At 65.0% G+C, this 18,569-nt stretch carries 20 protein-coding genes; 11 read left to right on the forward strand and 9 right to left on the reverse strand.

Annotated features, from left to right (window positions below; all coding sequences use genetic code 11):
* Positions 1-183: 183 nt before the first annotated feature.
* The 6 genes from I8J29_RS15500 to I8J29_RS15525 all read right to left on the reverse strand — a co-directional run bounded on the left by I8J29_RS15500 (position 184) and on the right by I8J29_RS15525 (position 6,120).
* A complete protein-coding gene (locus I8J29_RS15500; RefSeq protein WP_208848456.1) occupies positions 184-1,014 on the reverse strand; it encodes a helix-turn-helix transcriptional regulator in 831 nt (276 codons plus the stop codon).
* A gap of 45 nt (positions 1,015-1,059) precedes the next feature.
* Complete coding sequence (locus I8J29_RS15505; protein ID WP_208848457.1) at positions 1,060-2,517, reverse strand: stalk domain-containing protein; 1,458 nt, start codon at positions 2,515-2,517, stop codon at positions 1,060-1,062.
* A 191-nt stretch (positions 2,518-2,708) separates the two neighbouring features.
* Positions 2,709-3,083, reverse strand: coding sequence for a VOC family protein (locus I8J29_RS15510; protein ID WP_208848458.1), 375 nt, complete (start codon positions 3,081-3,083; stop codon positions 2,709-2,711).
* A gap of 70 nt (positions 3,084-3,153) precedes the next feature.
* Positions 3,154-4,002, reverse strand: a complete 849-nt coding sequence (locus tag I8J29_RS15515) for a sugar phosphate isomerase/epimerase family protein (protein ID WP_208848459.1) — start codon at positions 4,000-4,002, stop codon at positions 3,154-3,156.
* A 27-nt stretch (positions 4,003-4,029) separates the two neighbouring features.
* Entirely contained in the window at positions 4,030-4,911 is an 882-nt protein-coding gene (locus I8J29_RS15520) for a sugar phosphate isomerase/epimerase family protein (RefSeq protein WP_208848548.1), read from the reverse strand.
* Between the two features lie 135 nt (positions 4,912-5,046).
* Complete coding sequence (locus tag I8J29_RS15525; protein WP_208848460.1) at positions 5,047-6,120, reverse strand: Gfo/Idh/MocA family protein; 1,074 nt, start codon at positions 6,118-6,120, stop codon at positions 5,047-5,049.
* A gap of 127 nt (positions 6,121-6,247) precedes the next feature.
* Between I8J29_RS15525 and I8J29_RS15530 the strand changes: the two genes are divergently transcribed.
* On the forward strand, positions 6,248-7,108 hold the full coding sequence (locus tag I8J29_RS15530; RefSeq protein WP_208848461.1) for a helix-turn-helix domain-containing protein: 861 nt from the start codon (positions 6,248-6,250) through the stop codon (positions 7,106-7,108).
* A gap of 76 nt (positions 7,109-7,184) precedes the next feature.
* Here the strand turns inward: I8J29_RS15530 and I8J29_RS15535 are convergent, their stop codons facing one another.
* Positions 7,185-7,772 (reverse strand): guanylate kinase, encoded by a 588-nt coding sequence (locus I8J29_RS15535; protein ID WP_090639326.1) that lies wholly within the window; start codon positions 7,770-7,772, stop codon positions 7,185-7,187.
* A gap of 296 nt (positions 7,773-8,068) precedes the next feature.
* Between I8J29_RS15535 and I8J29_RS15540 the strand changes: the two genes are divergently transcribed.
* The 4 genes from I8J29_RS15540 to I8J29_RS15555 all read left to right on the forward strand — a co-directional run bounded on the left by I8J29_RS15540 (position 8,069) and on the right by I8J29_RS15555 (position 11,834).
* The gene (locus I8J29_RS15540) at positions 8,069-8,899 is read left to right on the forward strand and encodes a hypothetical protein (RefSeq protein ID WP_208848462.1); all 831 of its coding nucleotides are present in this window, start codon (positions 8,069-8,071) and stop codon (positions 8,897-8,899) included.
* 112 nt (positions 8,900-9,011) lie between these two features.
* A complete protein-coding gene (locus I8J29_RS15545) occupies positions 9,012-10,304 on the forward strand; it encodes a glycoside hydrolase family 18 protein (protein WP_208848463.1) in 1,293 nt (430 codons plus the stop codon).
* Positions 10,305-10,803: 499 nt separating this feature from the next.
* Positions 10,804-11,031 (forward strand): PspC domain-containing protein, encoded by a 228-nt coding sequence (locus I8J29_RS15550; RefSeq protein ID WP_090639328.1) that lies wholly within the window; start codon positions 10,804-10,806, stop codon positions 11,029-11,031.
* Between the two features lie 89 nt (positions 11,032-11,120).
* On the forward strand, positions 11,121-11,834 hold the full coding sequence (locus I8J29_RS15555; RefSeq protein WP_208848464.1) for a PspA/IM30 family protein: 714 nt from the start codon (positions 11,121-11,123) through the stop codon (positions 11,832-11,834).
* A 517-nt stretch (positions 11,835-12,351) separates the two neighbouring features.
* On the opposite strand, the gene I8J29_RS15560 is transcribed toward I8J29_RS15555, so the two are convergent.
* A complete protein-coding gene (locus tag I8J29_RS15560) occupies positions 12,352-12,729 on the reverse strand; it encodes a MerR family transcriptional regulator (RefSeq protein WP_208848465.1) in 378 nt (125 codons plus the stop codon).
* Positions 12,730-12,916: 187 nt separating this feature from the next.
* Between I8J29_RS15560 and I8J29_RS15565 the strand changes: the two genes are divergently transcribed.
* Positions 12,917-13,780 carry an SDR family oxidoreductase gene (locus I8J29_RS15565; protein WP_208848466.1) on the forward strand — a complete coding sequence of 288 codons (864 nt, stop codon included), beginning with the start codon at positions 12,917-12,919 and terminating at the stop codon, positions 13,778-13,780.
* A gap of 342 nt (positions 13,781-14,122) precedes the next feature.
* Here the strand turns inward: I8J29_RS15565 and I8J29_RS15570 are convergent, their stop codons facing one another.
* Entirely contained in the window at positions 14,123-14,620 is a 498-nt protein-coding gene (locus tag I8J29_RS15570) for a hypothetical protein (RefSeq protein WP_208848467.1), read from the reverse strand.
* Positions 14,621-14,785: 165 nt separating this feature from the next.
* On the opposite strand from I8J29_RS15570, the gene I8J29_RS15575 reads away from it, so the two are divergent.
* From I8J29_RS15575 to I8J29_RS15595, 5 genes are all read left to right on the forward strand, one after another.
* Positions 14,786-14,974: a hypothetical protein gene (locus tag I8J29_RS15575; protein ID WP_208848468.1), complete on the forward strand. Its 189-nt coding sequence runs from the start codon at positions 14,786-14,788 to the stop codon at positions 14,972-14,974.
* Positions 14,975-15,097: 123 nt separating this feature from the next.
* The gene (locus tag I8J29_RS15580) at positions 15,098-16,021 is read left to right on the forward strand and encodes a helix-turn-helix transcriptional regulator (RefSeq protein ID WP_208848469.1); all 924 of its coding nucleotides are present in this window, start codon (positions 15,098-15,100) and stop codon (positions 16,019-16,021) included.
* 6 nt (positions 16,022-16,027) lie between these two features.
* Entirely contained in the window at positions 16,028-17,029 is a 1,002-nt protein-coding gene (locus I8J29_RS15585; RefSeq protein WP_208848470.1) for a cysteine peptidase family C39 domain-containing protein, read from the forward strand.
* Between the two features lie 72 nt (positions 17,030-17,101).
* The gene (locus tag I8J29_RS15590) at positions 17,102-18,058 is read left to right on the forward strand and encodes a hypothetical protein (protein WP_208848471.1); all 957 of its coding nucleotides are present in this window, start codon (positions 17,102-17,104) and stop codon (positions 18,056-18,058) included.
* A gap of 109 nt (positions 18,059-18,167) precedes the next feature.
* Positions 18,168-18,437, forward strand: coding sequence for a hypothetical protein (locus I8J29_RS15595; RefSeq protein ID WP_208848556.1), 270 nt, complete (start codon positions 18,168-18,170; stop codon positions 18,435-18,437).
* Positions 18,438-18,569: the final 132 nt, after the last annotated feature.

Consider the following 18,569-nt stretch of genomic DNA (forward strand, 5'->3'; position numbering starts at 1 on the left):
CTCCGCCTATACCCGATATCCGTTACTCCGCCTATACCCGACTTTTGCCGGTACCGAAACCTTAAGGGGCGCCGAAGATGACAGCGCTTCCGCCGCCCGGACCGGAAGCCCGAAGGCTTCCTTCCGAACGCGGCGGCGGCACGCGCGCATGATGCGGCCGTACCGCCGCGCGACGTACCGCCGTCAAACGTTCGGCTGCGCGCGCATCGTCTTGCGGTATTCGCTCGGGCTCGAGCCCGTGTACTGCTTGAACATCTTGGAGAATTGATAGAGCGAGCTGCCGACCCGCTCGGCCGCCTCGGAGACGGACATGTTCGTCTCGACCATCCACTGCTTCGCCATCTCCATCCGCCGCTGGTTCATGTATTGCATCGGCGAACGCCCGGTCGCCGATTTGAAGAACCGGATGAAATAATTCGGATGGAAATGCGCCAGCTCCGCCAGCTGCTCAAGCGTCACGTCGTCCGACAGGTGATGGTCGATGAAGGCCAGCACCCGGCTGACTTTATCCACGTGGCCGCCGGCCGGCCGGCGCAGGTTCGCGCCCCCGCCCTGCTCCAGGAATTCGCACAGCAGCTCCTGCAGCAGCAGCTTCGCCCGCAAGTTCGACGTCAGCTCGCCGCCGCGGTAGTGGCGCACCAGTTCGCCGAACGCGCGCGCCGTCGCCTCGGGATTCGCCGCCGTCACGCAGCTGGGCGTCTCCAGCAGCTCGAACAGCTCCTGATCGCCGGATCTGGCGTTGAAATGGCAGACATAATGGGAGAACTCGCGGTTGTCGATCGTCCGGACCGACAGCGTCGTTCCGGCGGGCAGCACGACGAGCTGGCCGGCCCGCGGGGACAGCTCCTCCTCCCCGATCTTGAGCTGGGCGCCTTCGCCCAAAAAATAATAAAGCCGATTGAAATCCGATACCACGTCCGTTTGACGCCAGCTCGCCGTACTCTGAAAGTACGCGGCTTCCGATATATGCAGCTGCATGTTGGCGATATAATTGCTTATGGCTTCCGTTTGCATGATTACCTTCCCGTCCCCGTCCTATTCCCGCGAAGCGCCGCCGCGTCAGCGGCCGGCGAGCCTCAGCTCGCCGCGCTTGCCGTCCCACGCCGCCTGTACGCCCAACTGCCTCAGCAGCCCCGCCGGAATCATCGAGACCCCGGAGAAGCTCCGCCGCACGGGCGCCAGTACGACCGGCTTGCCGTCGACGATGCCGCCGCCCTGCGTCAGCACCGCCGTCGAGCCGCCGTACGTCAGCGTCGTCGCGTAATCCGGCGCGACCGCGAAGCTGCCGCCCAGCGCTTGCAGGACGTCCCGCATCGGGACCGAAACGTTCCCCCCGTCGATTCGGGCCGGGAACGGAGACAAGAGCCGTTTGCCGTTCACGTAAACGTCGATCGCCGGCTGAACGGGCGTCGGCGCGTACAGCATCCCGTCGCCGGACGGCCGGACGCTGCCCGTCTCGTTCCAATTGTCCGCGCCCCAGCCCCAGACGCGTCCTTTGGCGTCCAGCGCGAGGTCATGGTACCCCCCGGACGCGATCGAGACGATGCCGGAAAGCCCCTTGATCCGGCCTTCTTGGCCGTTCGGGCCTTTGCCGATCGTCCACACCTCGCCGTTCTCGATCAGCAGGAGGCCGTATCCGCCGGCCTGCACTTCCTTCGCCTTCAGCTGCGGATACAGCCGCGCCGGCTTGCCGTCGACGCGCGCCGCCCCGGGCTTGCCTTCGCGATGGAACGCGGACAGGTCCAGCTTCCACGTCCACGCGCCGCCGCTGCGGTCCACGCCGTACAGCCGGCCGTAATTCGCTTGCGCCGACAGCTGCTTCATGGCCGGCAGTCCCGCCAGCTTGAACGGCTGCGCGAGCGTCGTTACGCCGTTCGCGTCCCGGCGCACGCCGAGCCCCCATACGCCGCCGGACGCATCGAGCGCGAATGCCAGATCGCCGCAGGCGATCAGATTCGTCCATTTATAGGTGCCGGGCACGGCGGTTACGGCCGCCTTGCCGTCAGCGCCGGCATGCGACCAGGTCAGCAGCCGGGCGTCGCCGGTCAGGGCGATGCCGGTTCCCGCTTCCACGGCGGTCACGGCCGTGACGTTGGCGAGGCCCTGCACCTGCGCCGGCAGCGTCGAAGAACGCGGCGTCGGCTTCAGGCCGGGCACGGAGCCCCATTCCCAGACGGTGCCGTCCGCCTTGCGCGCGACGTTCATGCCGCTTCCGTTCGTCGCGATGGCGGCAATGCCGGACAAGTTCGGCAGCCGGACCGGCGCCGCGATGCTCGTCACCGCGTTTTGCGCGAGCACGCCGATTTCGCCGTACAGGTTGCGGCCCCACGACCACACGGTGCCGTCCGCGCGAAGGGCGGCGGAATAGTAGTTGCCGGCGATGATTTGGCTGAACGCCGTTCCGGCGGCCGGCGCTTGGGCCGGCTGCGCCGCGGAAGCGGGCGCCGCGGCGACGGCGCCCGTCAGCGCCGCGGCCGCAAGCGCGGCCGAGAGCAATTTAGGGTAACGATTGGCCATGTGCAGCGCTCCTTTCGGTAGGTGAACCATCTTTTACACGTTGACGCCGGAGCCCGGAAAAAGGTTGCATGCCTTTCGCGATTCGTTAACCAAACAGCAAGTATTTGGCAGAAACAAAAAAGCCCGCGGCGGCTGCGCCGTGGCCTTCAAGGCCCGGAATCGCAACCGCCGCGGACTTCGCGGCGCCCCGTTCAGACGGGGTCCCGATTATCAAAATATTGGCACATCATCAGCGGATTGCCGTCGCAATCCCGGAACGTGAACGCCGCATGGTCGCTATAGCGCGCGAGCGGACCGACGGTCACGCCTCTGTCGTGCAGCATGCCGTGCGCCGCCTCGATATCCGGCGTATCGAACGCGAACGACGCGCGCTGCGCCGGCTGCGCGGCTTCGTCCTTGAACAGGTGCATGACGTACTCCCCGCCGAGGCCGAGCTCGACGAAATCGTTCTTGCCGTAGCCCCGCAGCTCGAGGCCAAGCTTCTCGCAGTACCAGGCGCTCGCATGGTCCAAATCCCGGACGTAATGCATCACGCCGAACAGTTCCCGCTTCACTAGCGGCTTCATGGGCTATCCCCTCGCTTTCGGCGACCGGTCGCGATCGCGTACAAGGATCATTACCCGCATCGCCGCGAAGCTACGCGTGCTTCTTCGAATCCGGCACGAGGCCGTGCAGCAGCTTCACCGCTTTGGCCGTGCCCGCCTTCTGCTCTTCCTGCCCTTCGTACTCGACGCTCAGCCAGCCCAAGTAGCCGATGCCCTCGAGCCGCGCGACGATGTCTGCCGCGCCGGCGTCTCCTTCCGTCGGCGCCACGCCGACGTAATAAGCCTGGCCGCCGAGCGTGCGGTACGTTCCCGGCGTGCCCTCCGGCACCCGCTTGAAGTCCTTGGCGTGCACGTGCGAGATATACGGCCCGAGCTCCTGGAAGGACGGCCCCGGCTCCTGGTCCACGAGCAGGAAATTGCCCATGTCGAACGTGCTGCGCAGCGCCGGCGAGTCCACCTGCCGGATCAGTTCCAGCACCTGCTCGCTCCGGCCGGCGAACACGCCGTGATTTTCGAGGCACAGGACGATGTCCCGGCTCTGCGCGTACGCCGCGGCTTCCGTCAGTCCCTGCGCGATCCAGGTCTTGCCTTGGTCGTAGCCGATGCCGTCCTTGACGTCGCCGGCGAACACGCGCACGATCCGCGCGCCCAGCAGCGCCGCCATGTCGACCGAGTTCTTGATATCCGCGAGCGCGGCGGCGCGCTCCGCTTCCGACGGCCGGACGAAGTCGTTGCACGCCCCGAAGCACGCCAGTTCCAGCCCCGTCCGGGCCAGCGCCTCGCGCACCGCCGGAACGTCGGTCTCGGCGTTCCAGAAGATGCTCAGCAGCTCGACGCCCTGCGCCCCGACGCTTGCCGCGTAGTCGATAAAGTCGGCATTGGTCCACGTGCCGTCCTGCAAATAGTGATGGCAGCTCCATACGCTGACCCCGATTTTCATAACCGCGTTTCCGCCTTTCCGGGTACCTTACCGGTACCGTTTAATGAATTCCACCGCTTTGCGGATGTCCTGCTCCGGGTTGTCGCCGACCTCGCGCTCGATCGTCAGGTAGCCGCCGTAGCCGATCGACTGCAGCGCCTTGAAATACGCGCCGAAATCGACGTCGCCCTCGCCGAGCGGCAGCTCCGCGAAATCCGGACCGCCCGACGCCATTGCCGCGATCTGCTCGTGAGACATGCCCTCGTAGCCGAGGAAGCCGTACACCTCGCGCGGATCGACGGCGCGCAGCCGGCGGCCGTCCTTCACGTGCGTGTGCACGATGTAGTCCTTCAGCGTGACGACGCCCTGCACGGGGTCGTCCCCGGTCACCATGACCATGTTCGCCGGGTCGAAATTGACCGATACGCCGTTCGTGCTCAGCGTGTCCAGAAACCGCTTCAGATGCGCCGCCGGCTCCGGTCCCGTCTCGATCGCGAAGTACGCGTTCATGCTCTTCGCGTACTGTCCCAGCTCCTCGCAGGCGCTTTGCATGGCCGCGTAGATCGCGCCCCGCTCGTCGTCCGGCACGATGCCGATATGCGTCGTGACGATCGGAGTGCCGAGCTCCACCGCGAGGTCGAGAATCCGTTTGGACTTCTCGACTTTGAGCGGATTGGCCGCCGCGTCCTGGAAACCGTGGCCGCCGAGGTCGCCGCACAGGGCCGAGATCTCGAGCCCCAAGTCCGCGATGAAGCCGCGCAGCTCCCGGCGCGCCGCTTGGTCCAGGCGAGCCGGATCCATCTCGCCGGATACCGCGTAGATTTGCACGCCTTCGGCGCCGACGTCCTTTGCCTTGCGCAGTCCTTCGCGCACGCCGACGTTGAAGCTGTCGACGATGACGCCGATTTTATTGCTAAGCGGATTCGCCATGTCCATCATCCCTTCGTCTCTTCGAAAATTACCCGCGCCGGGACGGGCGCAAACGAGCCTTCCGCTTCGCAGCCGCCCCGGGGCGAGCCGCTTGCCCGCCCATCGGCCGGCCAGCCGGCTTTGGCCGAACCGAATTTAGTCGAACCGAATCTCCTTGCCGGACGCCGCCGATTCGTACACCGCGCTCAGCATGCGCGTCACTTCCAGGCCGTCCTCCACGGGGCTGAGCGTCTCGCAGCGGCCGAGGCCGCTGTTCACGAAATGCGCGATCTCCCGGCCGAACGCTTCCGTCGCGTCGAAGCTCGCATGGTCGATCTGCGGCGTCGCGTTGATGATCGCGTCGTGCTTCTCGGACATGACGAGGAGCGCCGGTTCGACTTCCGCGCCGCCCTTGTCGCCGTACAGCTTGATGTACAGCTCGTCCTTCGCCGCGTGCAGCGTGAAGCTGACGTCGACCATCAGCGACGCGCCGTTCTCGAAGCGGATGACCGCGTTCGCCGCGTCCTCGACGTCGTTGCGCGACGCGTCGTAATCCGCCGCTTTATAGAAGGAGAGGTTTTGGATATGCGCGCGGTTGCCGAGCCGGTTGTACGTGTTGCCGCTGACGGATACCACTTTCGGCCGACCCATCAGATACCAGCAGATGTCGATGATATGGACGCCGAGGTCGATCAGCGGCCCGCCGCCGGAACGCTCCTTGTCCGAAAACCAGCCGCCGGGATTGCCCAGCCTGCGCAGGCACGATGCCTTGGCATAGTAAATCTCGCCCAGCTCGCCCGCGTCGATGAACCGCTTCAGCACGTCCACGCTGCCGGCGTAGCGCCGCACGAAGCCGACCTGCAGCACCTTGCCCGAGCGGCGGACCGCTTCCACCACCCGCTCCGCGTCCTCGACCGTCCGCGTCATCGGCTTCTCGCACAGGACGTGCTTGCCCGCCTCCAGCGCGGCGATGCTGATCTCCGCATGGGTGTTGTTCCACGTGCAGACGCTGACCGCGTCGATGCCGGGATCCGCCAGCAGCTCCCGGTAATCCGTATACGCCCGCGCCGCGCCGTACTTGTCCGCCGCCGCTTGGGCGCGCTCCCCGTTCAAGTCGCAAATCGCCACGATCTCCGCGTCCGGACACCGCTTGTACGCCTCCAAATGCAACCCCGAAATCGATCCCGCGCCGATGACGCCCACGCGCAGCTTGCCGTTCTCCGTCGCCACGATAAAATGCTCCCTTCCCCTCCGGCCCCAACGCCGGCTATAATGGCCTTGCAAGACGTAAGCATGACTATCGTAATTAAACCTGCCTCTACCTTACCACGTCGTTTCCAACGGGAGAATGCACATTATGCCAACCTACATGGATAATATGATCAGCCCGCTGCCCATCCGGCTGTTCGGCGGCGTCATCGATCTGAAGAAGCTGCGCGTGCAGTCGCTCGTCATCCAAGGCGCCGGCCATTTGCCCGGCCGCATCCAGCAGCGGACCGACGCCCGGTTCGAGCATTGGGCGTTCGTCTATATCGGCGGGGGACGCGGCTATTACCAGGCGGGGAGCGGCCCGCGGCAGCCCGTGGAAGCCGGCTCGCTGTTCTGCCTGTATCCCGGCGAGACGTTCCAATACGGGCCGGAGGAAGGCGGCTTCTGGGACGAATATTACTTCTCGCTCGAGGGCGCGCGCGTGCAGGAATGGCTGGCCGGCTGGTACGGGGAGCCGGAGACCGTCAGGCCGGTCGGCACCGACGAGAGCTTCTCCGGCAAAATCGAACTCATCTTCCGGCTGCTCGACAGCGCCGTCCCGGCCAATCAGGACCGCGCCGCCCTCGCGCTGGAAGCGCTGCTCTTCGACATGTCGCTGCGCTTCAGCCGCGCGGAGACGGACAGCCGCGCGCTGTTCGTCCACCGGCTGCTCGACGATCTCGCCGGCGCCGTCTACGGCAAGCCGAGCGGAGCGGAAATCGCCGCGAGGCATCATATCTCCGTCCCGACGCTGCGGCGGATCGTGCACGATTACACCGGCCATCCGCTCGGCGAATTCATGCACCGGCTGAAGGTCGCGGAGGCGAAGAAGCTGCTGCTGAACACGGACAGGAGCGTCATGGACATCGCGGGGCTGCTGGGGTACTCCGACGTGTTCTATTTCTCCCGGATCTTCAAGAAATTCGCGGACGCGGCGCCGACGGCGTACCGGTCGCAGATGGGGCGCTGACGCGGCGGAAAGCGCAAAAGGCCGCTCCTTCGCGGACGAAGGGGCGGCCCGAGGCCAAACGCGATGGCAGGAACGGTTAATCCCGCTCCACCAAGTTGCGCTGCAAATAGTGCTCCAGCGTGTTCGTGATCTCGAACACCGTATGCGCAAGGTCGTAATTCTCGAAGGCGTGCTCGCAGCTCGACTGGTAGGCGATCGCCGACTCGTACTGGTTCATGCGCGCCTGCACGATGCCGGGCGCCACGCCGGATTCCTTCTGGCGTTCTTCCACCGTGCGCCTGTCCGCGTAAATGAAAAGCCGGACGAGCCGGTCGCCGTACTGCTCCTTCAGCAGCTGCGCGCCTTCGGGGTTGACGATGAGGAAGATGCTGCCGCCCTTGCCCAGTCGCTGCTCGATGTCGATGCCGCGCAGGCCGTAGCGGTTCCCGTTCAAAGCGATGCTCTCGATGAAGTCGCCCGAGCTTTCGAGCTGCTCGTAGAGCTCGGGAGTAATGAAATGATAGTCCTGGCCGTTCACTTCGCCCGGCCGCGGCTTGCGCGTCGCGTACGAAAGCACCTTGGCGATGCCGAGCGTCGTGCCGACGCTGTCCGCCACCGTTTTGCGTCCGGAGCCGTCCGGTCCCGTGAATACGAAAATCAGCTTGCGATCCGGTTGATTGTTCATCGTCCCAGCCTCCCTGAAAATCGTTCGATTTGCGTGTCCGCCAATCTGCGTGACTGAAGCATCCGGCATGCGTTTCCAGCGATTTACATGCTTTGATTATAACGTATGCCGCAAAAATCGGGCAATCCGCATTCGCCTTCCGGCTTGACGAACCCCGCGGGATCGGTTATAGTAAACAAAAACATATGTTCGCGTTCACTTACGACGGAAGCACCCGTAAGCAAAGGCATCATGCCTTTCTTACGGGTTTTTTGCGTTCTGCCGAAGCGATCCGCGGCAAAGGAGGAAAAAAGTTTATGTTAAATGCTATGAGAATGAACGCGTTTTCATCCATCCTGCTTGCGCTGCTTGCCTTCGCCCTGCTGATTCCCGGCTCGGCCTCCGCCGCCTCGGTCTCGATATCCAAGACCGCCGAGACGGCGCTGACCAAGCATATCGCGGCCGCGCCGGCCGCGACGAAGGACAAGCTGAACGCCCAGTACCTCGCCCTGCAATCGTACCAGCGGCAGGAGACGAGCCTGGACGAGCGCTACAAGTCGCTGCACGCGAGCAACGGGCAGCTGCTGGACGCCGCGAACAAGCGGATCAAAGCGATCGACGCCGAGAAGCTGGCCCGGCTCGCCAACGAAGCGAACGCGGCGCGCGAGAAGTACAAGCCGCTGTTCGACCTCTACACGTCGCTCAACAAGCGGATCGCGGACGCCCGCAAGCTCAAGCTGAAGGAGCTGACAGCCGTCCTTTCGCGCCAGGCGGAGACCGTCAAGGTTGCCGTACAGCTGGCCCGCGCGGAAATCCGGATGCGCGACGACGCGCTGAAGGCCGCCAAGGCGTCGACCGCCAAGACGGTCAAGGCGCTGAAGACGAAGCTCGCGGCGATCGACCCGCTTCGGGATCAGACGAAGGTCGCGCAATCCGCCGTCTCCGGCATGAAGAAGAACATCCCCGGCGTCGTGAAGACGATGAACGCCTGCGTCAAGAGCGGCTCCTTCGCCGGCACGCTGGAGGCGCTGAACGCGCTCGTCTCGTCGTCCAAGGGCATCGCGGACCAGAAGTCGCGCATCGTCGGCTACGAGAACGGCATAACCGCCGTCATCAACGGCGTCAACGCTCAAATTCCGGCCAAATAACGCCCCCCCTCCGGCCGGCGGCGCGAAATCGCGGTCATGCGGCGAGGAGCGGACGAATACGCTAGAAGAGGCGTTTACGGGATTCGTCGGCCGAACCGGGGAGGGAACCACCATGCAAATCCATGTCGTGCGGGCCGGTCAAACCTTGTGGCGGCTGTCGCGGACATACGGCATTCCGGTGGACGCGATCGCGTCCGCCAACGAACTATCGCCGGAGCAGACGCTGGTGATCGGACAGGCTTTGGTCATTCCCGTCGCGGGAAGCTACTACTTCGTCGTTCGCGGGGACACGCTGACGTCCGTCGCGGCCCGGTTCGGCACGACTGCGGCCAAGCTCGCCGCCGTCAACGACATCGCGCCCGGCGCGGTGCTCCAAGCCGGGACAGGGCTGTACGTTCCGCCGGCGCCGAAGCGCAAGGCGTACGTCAACGCGTACCTCGACCCCGGGCCGTCGGCGGTGTCCGCCGCGTTGACGGAAGCCGCCCGCGACGCGGCGCCCCTGCTGACGTACCTGGCCCCGTCGAGCTTCCGCATCCAGCGGGACGGGACGGTGAAGCCGCCGCCGCTCGGCGATCTCGCGAACATCGCGGCGAGGCGGCAAGCCGCGACGATGATGGCCGTCACCAACCTCGAAGGCGATCAGTTCAGCGACGAGCTCGGGCATCTGATTCTGAGCGATCCCGCGCTGCAGGATAAGCTGATCGCCGACATCGTCGCGACGGCGAAGCGGCTGCGGTTCCTCGACGTCCATTTCGATCTGGAGCATCTTCTTCCGGCGGACCGCGAGCCGTATAACGCGTTTCTGCGCAAGGCCGCCGGGCCGATCCGCGCCGCGGGCCTGACGATGTCCACGGCGCTAGCGCCGAAGACGAGCGCGGACCAAGCGGGCGCGTGGTACGAAGCCCACGACTACCGGGCTCACGGCGAAATCGCGGATTTCGTCGTCATCATGACCTACGAATGGGGCTACAGCGGCGGTCCGCCGATGCCGGTCTCCCCGATCGGTCCCGTCCGCGACGTGTTGGACTATGCGCTGACCGAGATGCCCGCGGGCAAGATCCTCATGGGCCAGAATCTGTACGGCTACGACTGGACGCTGCCCTACGTGTACGGCGGGCCTTATGCGAAGGCGCTCAGCCCGCAGGCGGCCATCTCGCTCGCGCGGCAGCGGAACGCCGAGATTCTGTACGACGCGGAAGCCCAGGCGCCCCATTTCACTTATTGGGACGACAACCGCAAGGAGCACCGCGTCTGGTTCGAGGACGCCCGTTCGATCCAGGCCAAGTTCGACCTGCTGAAGGAATTGAAGCTGCGGGGCATCAGCTACTGGAAGCTCGGCCTGAGCTTCCCGCAAAACTGGCTGCTGCTCGAGGACAACTTCTCCGTCGTGAAGCTGCTGCCTTGATGGGGGCCTCGAGGGGAGCCTTGATGGTAGCCTTGATGGAGCCTTGATGGGGGCTTAATGGGAGCCTTATCTTTAAACTTTATGGAGGCCTTATCCTAAAGCTTTAATTGAAGATTTAATTGGGATGAAGACTCGCGTCCGCTGCGTGAAAGCAGCAAGATGCGAGTCTCTTTCTGCTGCCGCTCGACCTTCGTTCGCCGGACCCGAATCCCTGGTTTCGAGGCGCCGACGACTCGCGCGCACCGCGCCGGCAGGCCGTTCATTCACGCCCGCATCCCGCCCGGTTGGCCGGCGATGCGGGCGTTTCTAGTGCCGCCGGGCCGTCTTAGGTCGTAGCCGTTCCCCGCCTTAAGGCCAGATGCCAAAACCGCCGCGGGACCGTTTCGGCGCTTCCCCGTTCCCTTTAAGATAAGGATATCGGTTGACACAGTCGCAAAGACGCTCGCAAGCAAGCAGGTCTTCCACATAAGCGCACACCAATAAAGGAGAGGATTTCATTATGAAAAAGCTGTACCGTTCCACGCTGAACCGTAAATTGACCGGACTCGCCGGCGGCATCGGCGATTGGCTCGGGGTCGACCCCACCATCGTCCGGCTGCTCCTTCTCGTATCCGGCGTGTTCAGCTTCGGCGCCACGCTGCTGGTCTACGTCGTCGCCAGCGTGCTGGTGCCGAAAGCGCCGTTCGAGGTCATGACGCCGGACCATCCGTTCCGGTACTACGGTTAACCGCCGATCGCGCCTGGCCAATCCGCATCACCTACGAACGCCTCATAAGAAACGCCAAATTCGAACACCTTACCTAGGAGATGAGCGAAATGGGAATTTTGAACCGCCTGTTCAACATGACGCAAGCCGCAGCCAACGAGCTGCTCGACAAGCTGGAAGACCCGGCCATGATGATGAACCAGTACGTGCGCCGCATGCAGGACGAGATCGCGAACGCGCAGCATGAGCTGCTGAAGCAGGAGGCGCTCGCCAAGGGCGTGCAGCAGCAGGCGCAGGAAGCCGCCATCCTGGCGGAGCAAAGCGAGGCCCGCGCGCTGGACGCGATGAAGGCCGGGCAGGAGGCTCATGCCCGCGAGGCGCTGACGGCGAAGCTGCATTACGAGGAGAAAGCACGGGAATACGGCGCATGGCACGAGAACGCCAAACGCCAAATCGCCGAGCTGACGATCCGGCTGGAATCGGCCAAAGCCGAGCTGCCGCAGCTGCTGAAGAAGCGCGACGAGCTGGTGAACCGCATGCAGCAAGCCGCCGCCAAATCGCGCACGTCCATGCCGAGCTTCAGCGTGGGCCCGAACATTTTGGACGGCGGCGGCGCGTCCCGCGGCTTCCAACGCATGGAGGAGAAGATCGCGCAGTGGGAAGCCCACATCGAAGCGTCCCGCGGCCCGTTCGGCGCGCAGGGCTATGGCGCCGCTTACGGCAGCGGCTCGACGTATGCCGGCACGCCCGGCCCGTCGAAGTCTTCGCTCGTCGACGAGCAGCTGGAGCAGCTCCGCAAGAAGCTGCCCACGGACGGCGAATAAAGCGCGGCCTCTAGCCGCCGCTCGCCGCGCCTGAGCCGCGCCGGCCATGGACATTCGGCCCGGGCGGGTTGGCTCATCACCCTTCGGCCGCCGGCAAGATAACGGCAATTTATGGAGCGGAATCCTGCGCACGCGCAGGATTCTTTTTCGTTATTGCGTCCGCTTTTCGATTGCTGCGTCTGCTTCCCGCTTTTCGTTATTGCGACCGCTTTTCGTTGCTGCGTCTGGCTTCCCGCTTTTCGTTATTGCGACCGCTTTTCGTTGCTGCGTCTGCCTTCCCGCTTTTCGTTATTGCGTCCGCTTTTCGTTGCTGCGTCTGCCTTCCCGCTTTTCGTTATTGCGTCCGCTTTTCGTTGCTGCGTCTGCTTTCCGCTTTTCGTTACTGCGACCGCTTTTCGTTATTGCGTCTGCTATTCGTTATTGCGTCCGCGTTCGGCATGCCCCGCAGCGAAAGACCTGCGGCGCAAATCATACGAAGCCGGGTTTGCCTTCCAAGGTGCCGACCTGACCGCTGCCGTCAGGGGAGCTTGTCGAACCGGTTGTCCTGCGCGTCGATCAAGGCCAGCTTGTAATTGAGCCGCTCCAGCGTCTTCATCAACTTGCCGATCTGGTCCTCCACCTTGCTCCTCTGAAGGGTCAGCATCTCTTTCCGCTGCCCTAAGGTCGCCTCCCCGCCCTTGTACAGCGCCAGGTACCGCTTGATCTCGGCCAGCGACAAGCCCGTGGAACGCAGCGCCTGCACCGTCTCGATCCATTCGAGGTCGGCCTCGCTGAACAGCCGCACGCCGTTCGCGTCCCGCTCGACGCTCGGCAGCACGCCCTCCTTCTCGTAGAACCGCAGCGTATACGGCGAAATATCCGCCTTCTCCGCAGCTTCTTTGACCGTGTACCCCATGCCGCATCTCTCCTTTCGCCGCCGCTAAGCTTAGAGTTACTCTAAGCCATTATAAGGCCCGGACGGCTGCCCGGGCAACGAAGCCCCCGATTCCCAAGGCGCCGCGAAACGCGTTGACTTCGAGCTTCTCTCATCCCTTAAGCTGGAACAGCACCGCCAAAAGCTTAACAAAGAGGAGAGATCGATCATGACAAAAACGGTACTGATAACGGGCTGTTCGACCGGACTGGGGAGAACGGCGGCCCTGACATTCGCGGACAAGGGGTGGAACGTCGTCGCCACGATGCGCAAGCCGGACGAGCGCTTAGCGGCGGAGCGTCCCGGCCGGATCTTCGTCGCGGCGCTCGACGTTACGAGCCCCGCCGGCATCGAGGCCGCCATCGCGGCGGGCATCGCCCGGTTCGGCCGGATCGACGCCGTCGTGAACAACGCCGGCGCGAGCGTCGTCTCGATCTTCGAAGCGACGCCGATGGACGTCCTGCGCGGGGTCTTCGAGACGAACGTCTTCGGCGTCATGAACGTCATCCGGGCGATCGTGCCGCATTTCCGCTCCCGCGGCGGCGGGACGATCGTCAACGTCAGCTCCGGGGTCGGCTTCGCGGCCGCCCCGCTGCTCACGGCTTACGTCGCGTCCAAGCACGCGGTCGAAGGCCTCTCGGAGTCGCTCGCGTACGAGCTGGAATCCCAGCATATCGCCGTCAAGCTGGTCGAGCCGGGCGCCATTCGCACCACGAGCTTCACGTCGAACACGATGGCCGCCTCCCACGGCTTGTCCGTTCCGCCGGCGTACCGGGCGTATTTCGACCATATGCTGCAGGCGATGACGGACTATCCGTTCGAGGACGCGGACGAGCGGCAGGTCGCCGAGCGGATCTTCCTGGCCGCCGATGACGCGTCCGACCGGCTGCGCTATCTCGCGGGGCCGGACGCGGAGGAAATGGCGCGGCTGCGGTGGACGCATTCGGAGGACGGCTACATGGCGGCCATGCGGGAGCTGATGGGACAGACGGCTTGGCGGAGCAAGCAGGCCGCGCGCGGAGCGGACGCTTAGTCCGCCCGTCCGCCCGTCCGCGCGCCGCGGAGCGCCCGGTCCCGGTCGCGCGGCGCGTTTTCCGCTCGGGTCACCTCGCGGCCGGCTTGAAGCTCCCATGCTCCCAGCTCCCCTGCTCCTCCTGCTCCTCCTGCTCCTACTCCCCTACTCCCCTGCTCCCCTGCTCACCTGCTCCCCTGCTCCCCTGCTCCTCCTGCCCCTCCTGCTCCTCCTGCTCCCCCGCTTCTCCCCTGCTCCGCCGCTTCCGCCGCGCCCGCGCGCGAAGAGCCCGGCCCGTTCAACCGAACGGGACCGGGCTTTTCGCATGCCGCCTTGCTTTCGGCGCCGACGGCGCCGTCCGCGCTACACCAGGAAGAAGCCTTCCTCGTGCAGGTATTGCTCCGCTTCCTCGTACGTTTCCAGCACCATTTCCAAGTTCGCTCCGGCGTATACGTACCAGAGGTCGTCCTCGTGCTTCAAGGTGAGCGTCTGCTTCCCCGCGCCGTGCCATACCGTCGCGTTCGCCTTGCCGCCGCGCGCGGACGCCGCCCGCTTGCGGGAGGGCAGCGCCGGTTCGGGCTCGCGGACCGACAAGGAGCGGATCGATTCCGTCACGAGCGCGCGCAGCGCGGCCTCGTCGAAATCGCGGATGTTCACGAAGCCCTTGTCGTCCGTCTCGTAGCCGGCCAGCTGGCCCGCGTAAATGAAGCCGTTGCCGTTGGGATGCAGGTGGAACGCCACGTTCTTCTTATCGTAGAGGCTCTCCTCGTACTGATAGTTGACGCGTCCGAGCGACACGTCCTTCCGGCTGAGCTCGGGGAAGGACTCCATAATCGAAAGCTTCTGTTCGAAACTAAGCATAATCGCCTCCGGAATAACGGAAATAGAATTGCCTGTGATTATACCACAGCCGCCTTCGCAAGGCCAAAAATTGCCGGTCCGGTACGACGCGTTATGTCGTACCGGCTGTTCTACACTGAAGCTGCGCCAATCACAAAACCAACCTGACGAAAAGAGGGGTCCATCATGGCCAAGACGAAACGGGGCCGCGCCTTGTGGAGCTTGCCTTCGCGGGGCCGCGGGACATGCCCGGTCTGCAGCCGCACGCGCATCAAGCTGCTCTATCCGCGGGCCAAATCCGACGGTACCGCGGTCAAGGTATGCAAGCGGTGCATCCATGCGCCGCAGAACCGGATCGACGAGACCGCGGGCTAACCGCGCCGCCGCCCGTTTCCTCGCCGGAAACGGGCGTTTCCCGCCGATTGGGCTTGCCGTTCGGGCATCGCCGGTGGTGTAATAAGCCTATCGGAATGCGTTTGCATGAAAAGAGGTGGTTCCATGAGCAATTTGCACCGGATCCGGTGGTTCGACGGTCAGATCAGAGAAGGCCGGTATCCGAACAGCGCCGCGCTCGCGGAGCGGTTCGAAATCTCGAGGCGCCAGGCGCAGCGCGACATCAAGTACTTGGCCTATTCTTTATCAGCCCCCCTGCTTTACGTGGCGAAGTACCGCGGGTATTGCTACGAGGATAAAACATACGCGCTTCCGCTTCTATATATGACGGATGAGGAGCAGAAGATTTTGAACTATTTGGCGCGCCGCTACAGGCAGTACGATTACGACGGCGCCGCCTCCGTCAAGCGGGTCGCCGACCTGCTGGACCGCTTCGCGCCGGACGGCGGGGACGCGCAGGAGCTGCGCCTGCCGGTGTTCGAGGCGGCCCCCGAGCTGATCGACCGCGCGGAACGGCTCGCGCGCGCGATCGCCGACCGGGCCGTCGTAACGCTGACGTACCGCGAGGACGCGGGGACGGAAGCGCTGACGGTCTGGCCGCTCAAGCTGTTCGCGCGGTTCGACAGCGACTATGCCGGCGTCTACTCCGCGGCGGAGGGGCGGCGGCGGACGCTTCGTCTTGACCGCGTCGCCGGCCTGACGGTCACGGACGGACGGTTCGATCCCGCCGGCCTGGAGGAGGCGGAGTGGACCGGCGGCGGAACGGCGGCGCGCAAACCGTTCGCCGCCACGCTGCGGCTGCCGGGGCCGGTCGCGGCCGGCTCGGCGTGGCAGGGCTACCGCATCCGCGCCGTCCCGGAGCCCGACGTCGCGGTCGTGGAATTCCACGACGCCGACGCCTTCCTGCAGCAGCTCTGGCTCGCGGAATCCGCGTGGGACGCGCTGCTCGCGCCGAGATGGCTCCGCGAGAAGCTGACGCGCCGGTGCGCCGCCGTGCTGCAGCGGATGAATTCTGCCAACGAGAGGTGATCGCGCATGGCCCGCGTCATGCTGGACCGCGTCGACATGACGCGGCAATCGAAATCGTACGTGGACAGCGTCCACGCCGTCCTGACGGCCGCCGGCCTGTTCGAAGGGCCGAAATACATGCTCGCCGGCCTCACCGGCATGGCGTTCAAATTCACCGTGCACCGCAAGCTCCTCCCCTTGTCGGTCTCCGCTTACGGCCAATGGGGCAACGAGCACGCGCCCGCGATCGAGAATTTGGGCCTCCTTACCGTCTGGGACGGCGGGCGCACGCGGCACCCCACGTTTCCGCATTATCAGCGGGATGCCGTCGACTGGGTCAGGCAGTCGCTCGACGCCGGCGTCGGCGCCGTCTATTGGCTGCCCGAGTTCGGGACGATCTGCGGCTACGACGACGAGGACGGCGTGTTCTACGTGCAGGACGGCCGGCAGCCCGAACCGCTTATCGTGCTGTACGACAACTTCGGCCTGAACGCCACGCCGTTCTGGTACTGCCAAATCTTCGGCGGCCGGGTCGCGCTGGATCCGGCGGAGGCGGTGCTGGAATCGCTCCGGCTCGCCGTCCGCGACTGGGAGACGCCGCACAAGACGCTTCCGGATACCGAGCTCGCCTCCGGCAGGCTCGCCTTCGCGTATTTCATCGCCGGCCTGCAGGCGGGCGGGTACGACGAACGCGGCGCCGATTATATTTTGCGCGATTACGTGCAGGTGCGGGAGGAAATCGCGGATTACCTGCGGGACGTGCGGCACCTGCTGCCGGGCCTGGGCGAAGCGGCCGCGCTCTACGGCGAGCTGCGCGGCCGGCTTGACGCCTTCCGGGACTGCCGGACGGCGTCCCCGGAAGGCGGCGGCCGGATCGCGCCCGACCGCATCCCCGCGCTGTGCGCGCTCCTGCGCGAAGCCGAAGCGCTGGAGGAACGGGCCGTCGCCGTATTCCGCCGCATCTCCGCGCGCTGCCCGGATCCCAAGCGGGCGACGCTCCCGCGGTGGGGCGAGCTTACGCCTCGATAGCGGATGCGCGCGCCGAAGCGAGACCTGCGAACCGCCCGCGCCGACACGCGCGGCAAGAAAGGAACCAACCGGATGAACCATATGGAATTGACGGGCCTGCGCATGACGCGCGACTCCTTGTCGTACAGTGACGCGATGCACGCCGTGGTGACGCATCGCGGCTGGTTCCGCGATACGAAGGCGATGCTGGCCGGGATGACCGTGAACGGCTTCCGCTTCAGCGCCGCGCGCAGCCTGAGCGCGGATTCATGGCATGCGTACAACTGGGTGGCCGAGCATTTTCTCGCGGCCGATTTCATCGGCATCGCCGCGTCCTCGAACGCCGGCTTTCGTTTCGCCCCTACGTTTCCCCTGTACCGGGAGCATGCCGTCGCCATGATCAAGCGCTCCCTCCTGCGCGGAACCGGCGCCGTGTTCTGGAAGGACGACTTCGTCGTCGCGGCGGGCTACGACGACCGGGACGGCACGCTGCTGTACGACGACGGATCCGTTGCCGGCGGGGAGCTGAAGCGGCTGCCTTACGCCGAATTCGGCTCGAACGCGACGCCGTACTGGTATTGTCAGATCCTCGAAGCGCGGCTCGAGGCCGACGAGCTAAGCATCTACAAGGAATCGTTCATGCAGGCGATCTACAAGTGGGAAACGCACGACCCGCTGCTGCCCGAAGACGGCTACGCCTGCGGCAAACGCCTCTACGAGGTAATCGTCCGGCGGCTGGAGGACGGCCCGTACGACGCGGACGGCCTCGCCTCCTTGCTCCGCCGGTACGCTGCGGCCAAGCGCGATCTGGACGCGTATGCCGCGCGGCTCGCTCTCGTCTGGCCGGAATGCGAGCCGATCGCGGCCTGCTATGCGGTCGTCGCGGCGGCATTCGTCCGCCTCGCGGCCGGCATCCGCCCCGGCGGGGAGCCGGACGCGATCGTCCTGCTCCGGGAAGCCGCCGAGGCGGAGGAAGAAGCGGTCACGCGGATGAAAGCGCATATGAGCGAGCGTCTCCGCAACCGCTTCAACGACATCGCCCTGCGATGACGGCCGCTTGGCCGGCGCGGCCGCTGCGTGTATTTTCCCGAATCGGGGTAATATTATAGGGGGCAGCTGGAATAGCTCTCCAATTCACGCAGAAAGGCGGCGTTCGCCCATGACGAAGCGAAACCGGGACGAATACGGCGAAATGTACAACGAGACCTCGAACACCGCGGCCGGCATCAACACCCCGAAGGACCATGAAGGCTGCGGCCCGATCGATATGGTCAGCGACGCGGTCGAAGCGTTCGTCGACAACGTGCAGCATACGTTCGACCACGCCGAACGGCGCGACGAACACGGCGCCCTCGACGACGAGACGGATGCGTACGATCACCGCGAACATGTGCAGCGGCACCAGCGCCATGACCGGCATTCCTATTGACCGGCGGTCGCCGGCACGCAACTAAATCGCCCTCCGCTTTGGCCGAAGACCGGCCAAGGGAGGGCGATTTTTCTTTTTCTTTCGTCTTTGCGTGCTTCGTTTGGCGGCCGAGCCGCGCCAAGCTGAGCCGGG

The sequence above is a fragment of the Paenibacillus artemisiicola genome, assembly GCF_017652985.1.
In the GTDB taxonomy this organism is placed as follows: domain Bacteria; phylum Bacillota; class Bacilli; order Paenibacillales; family Paenibacillaceae; genus Paenibacillus_Z; species Paenibacillus_Z artemisiicola.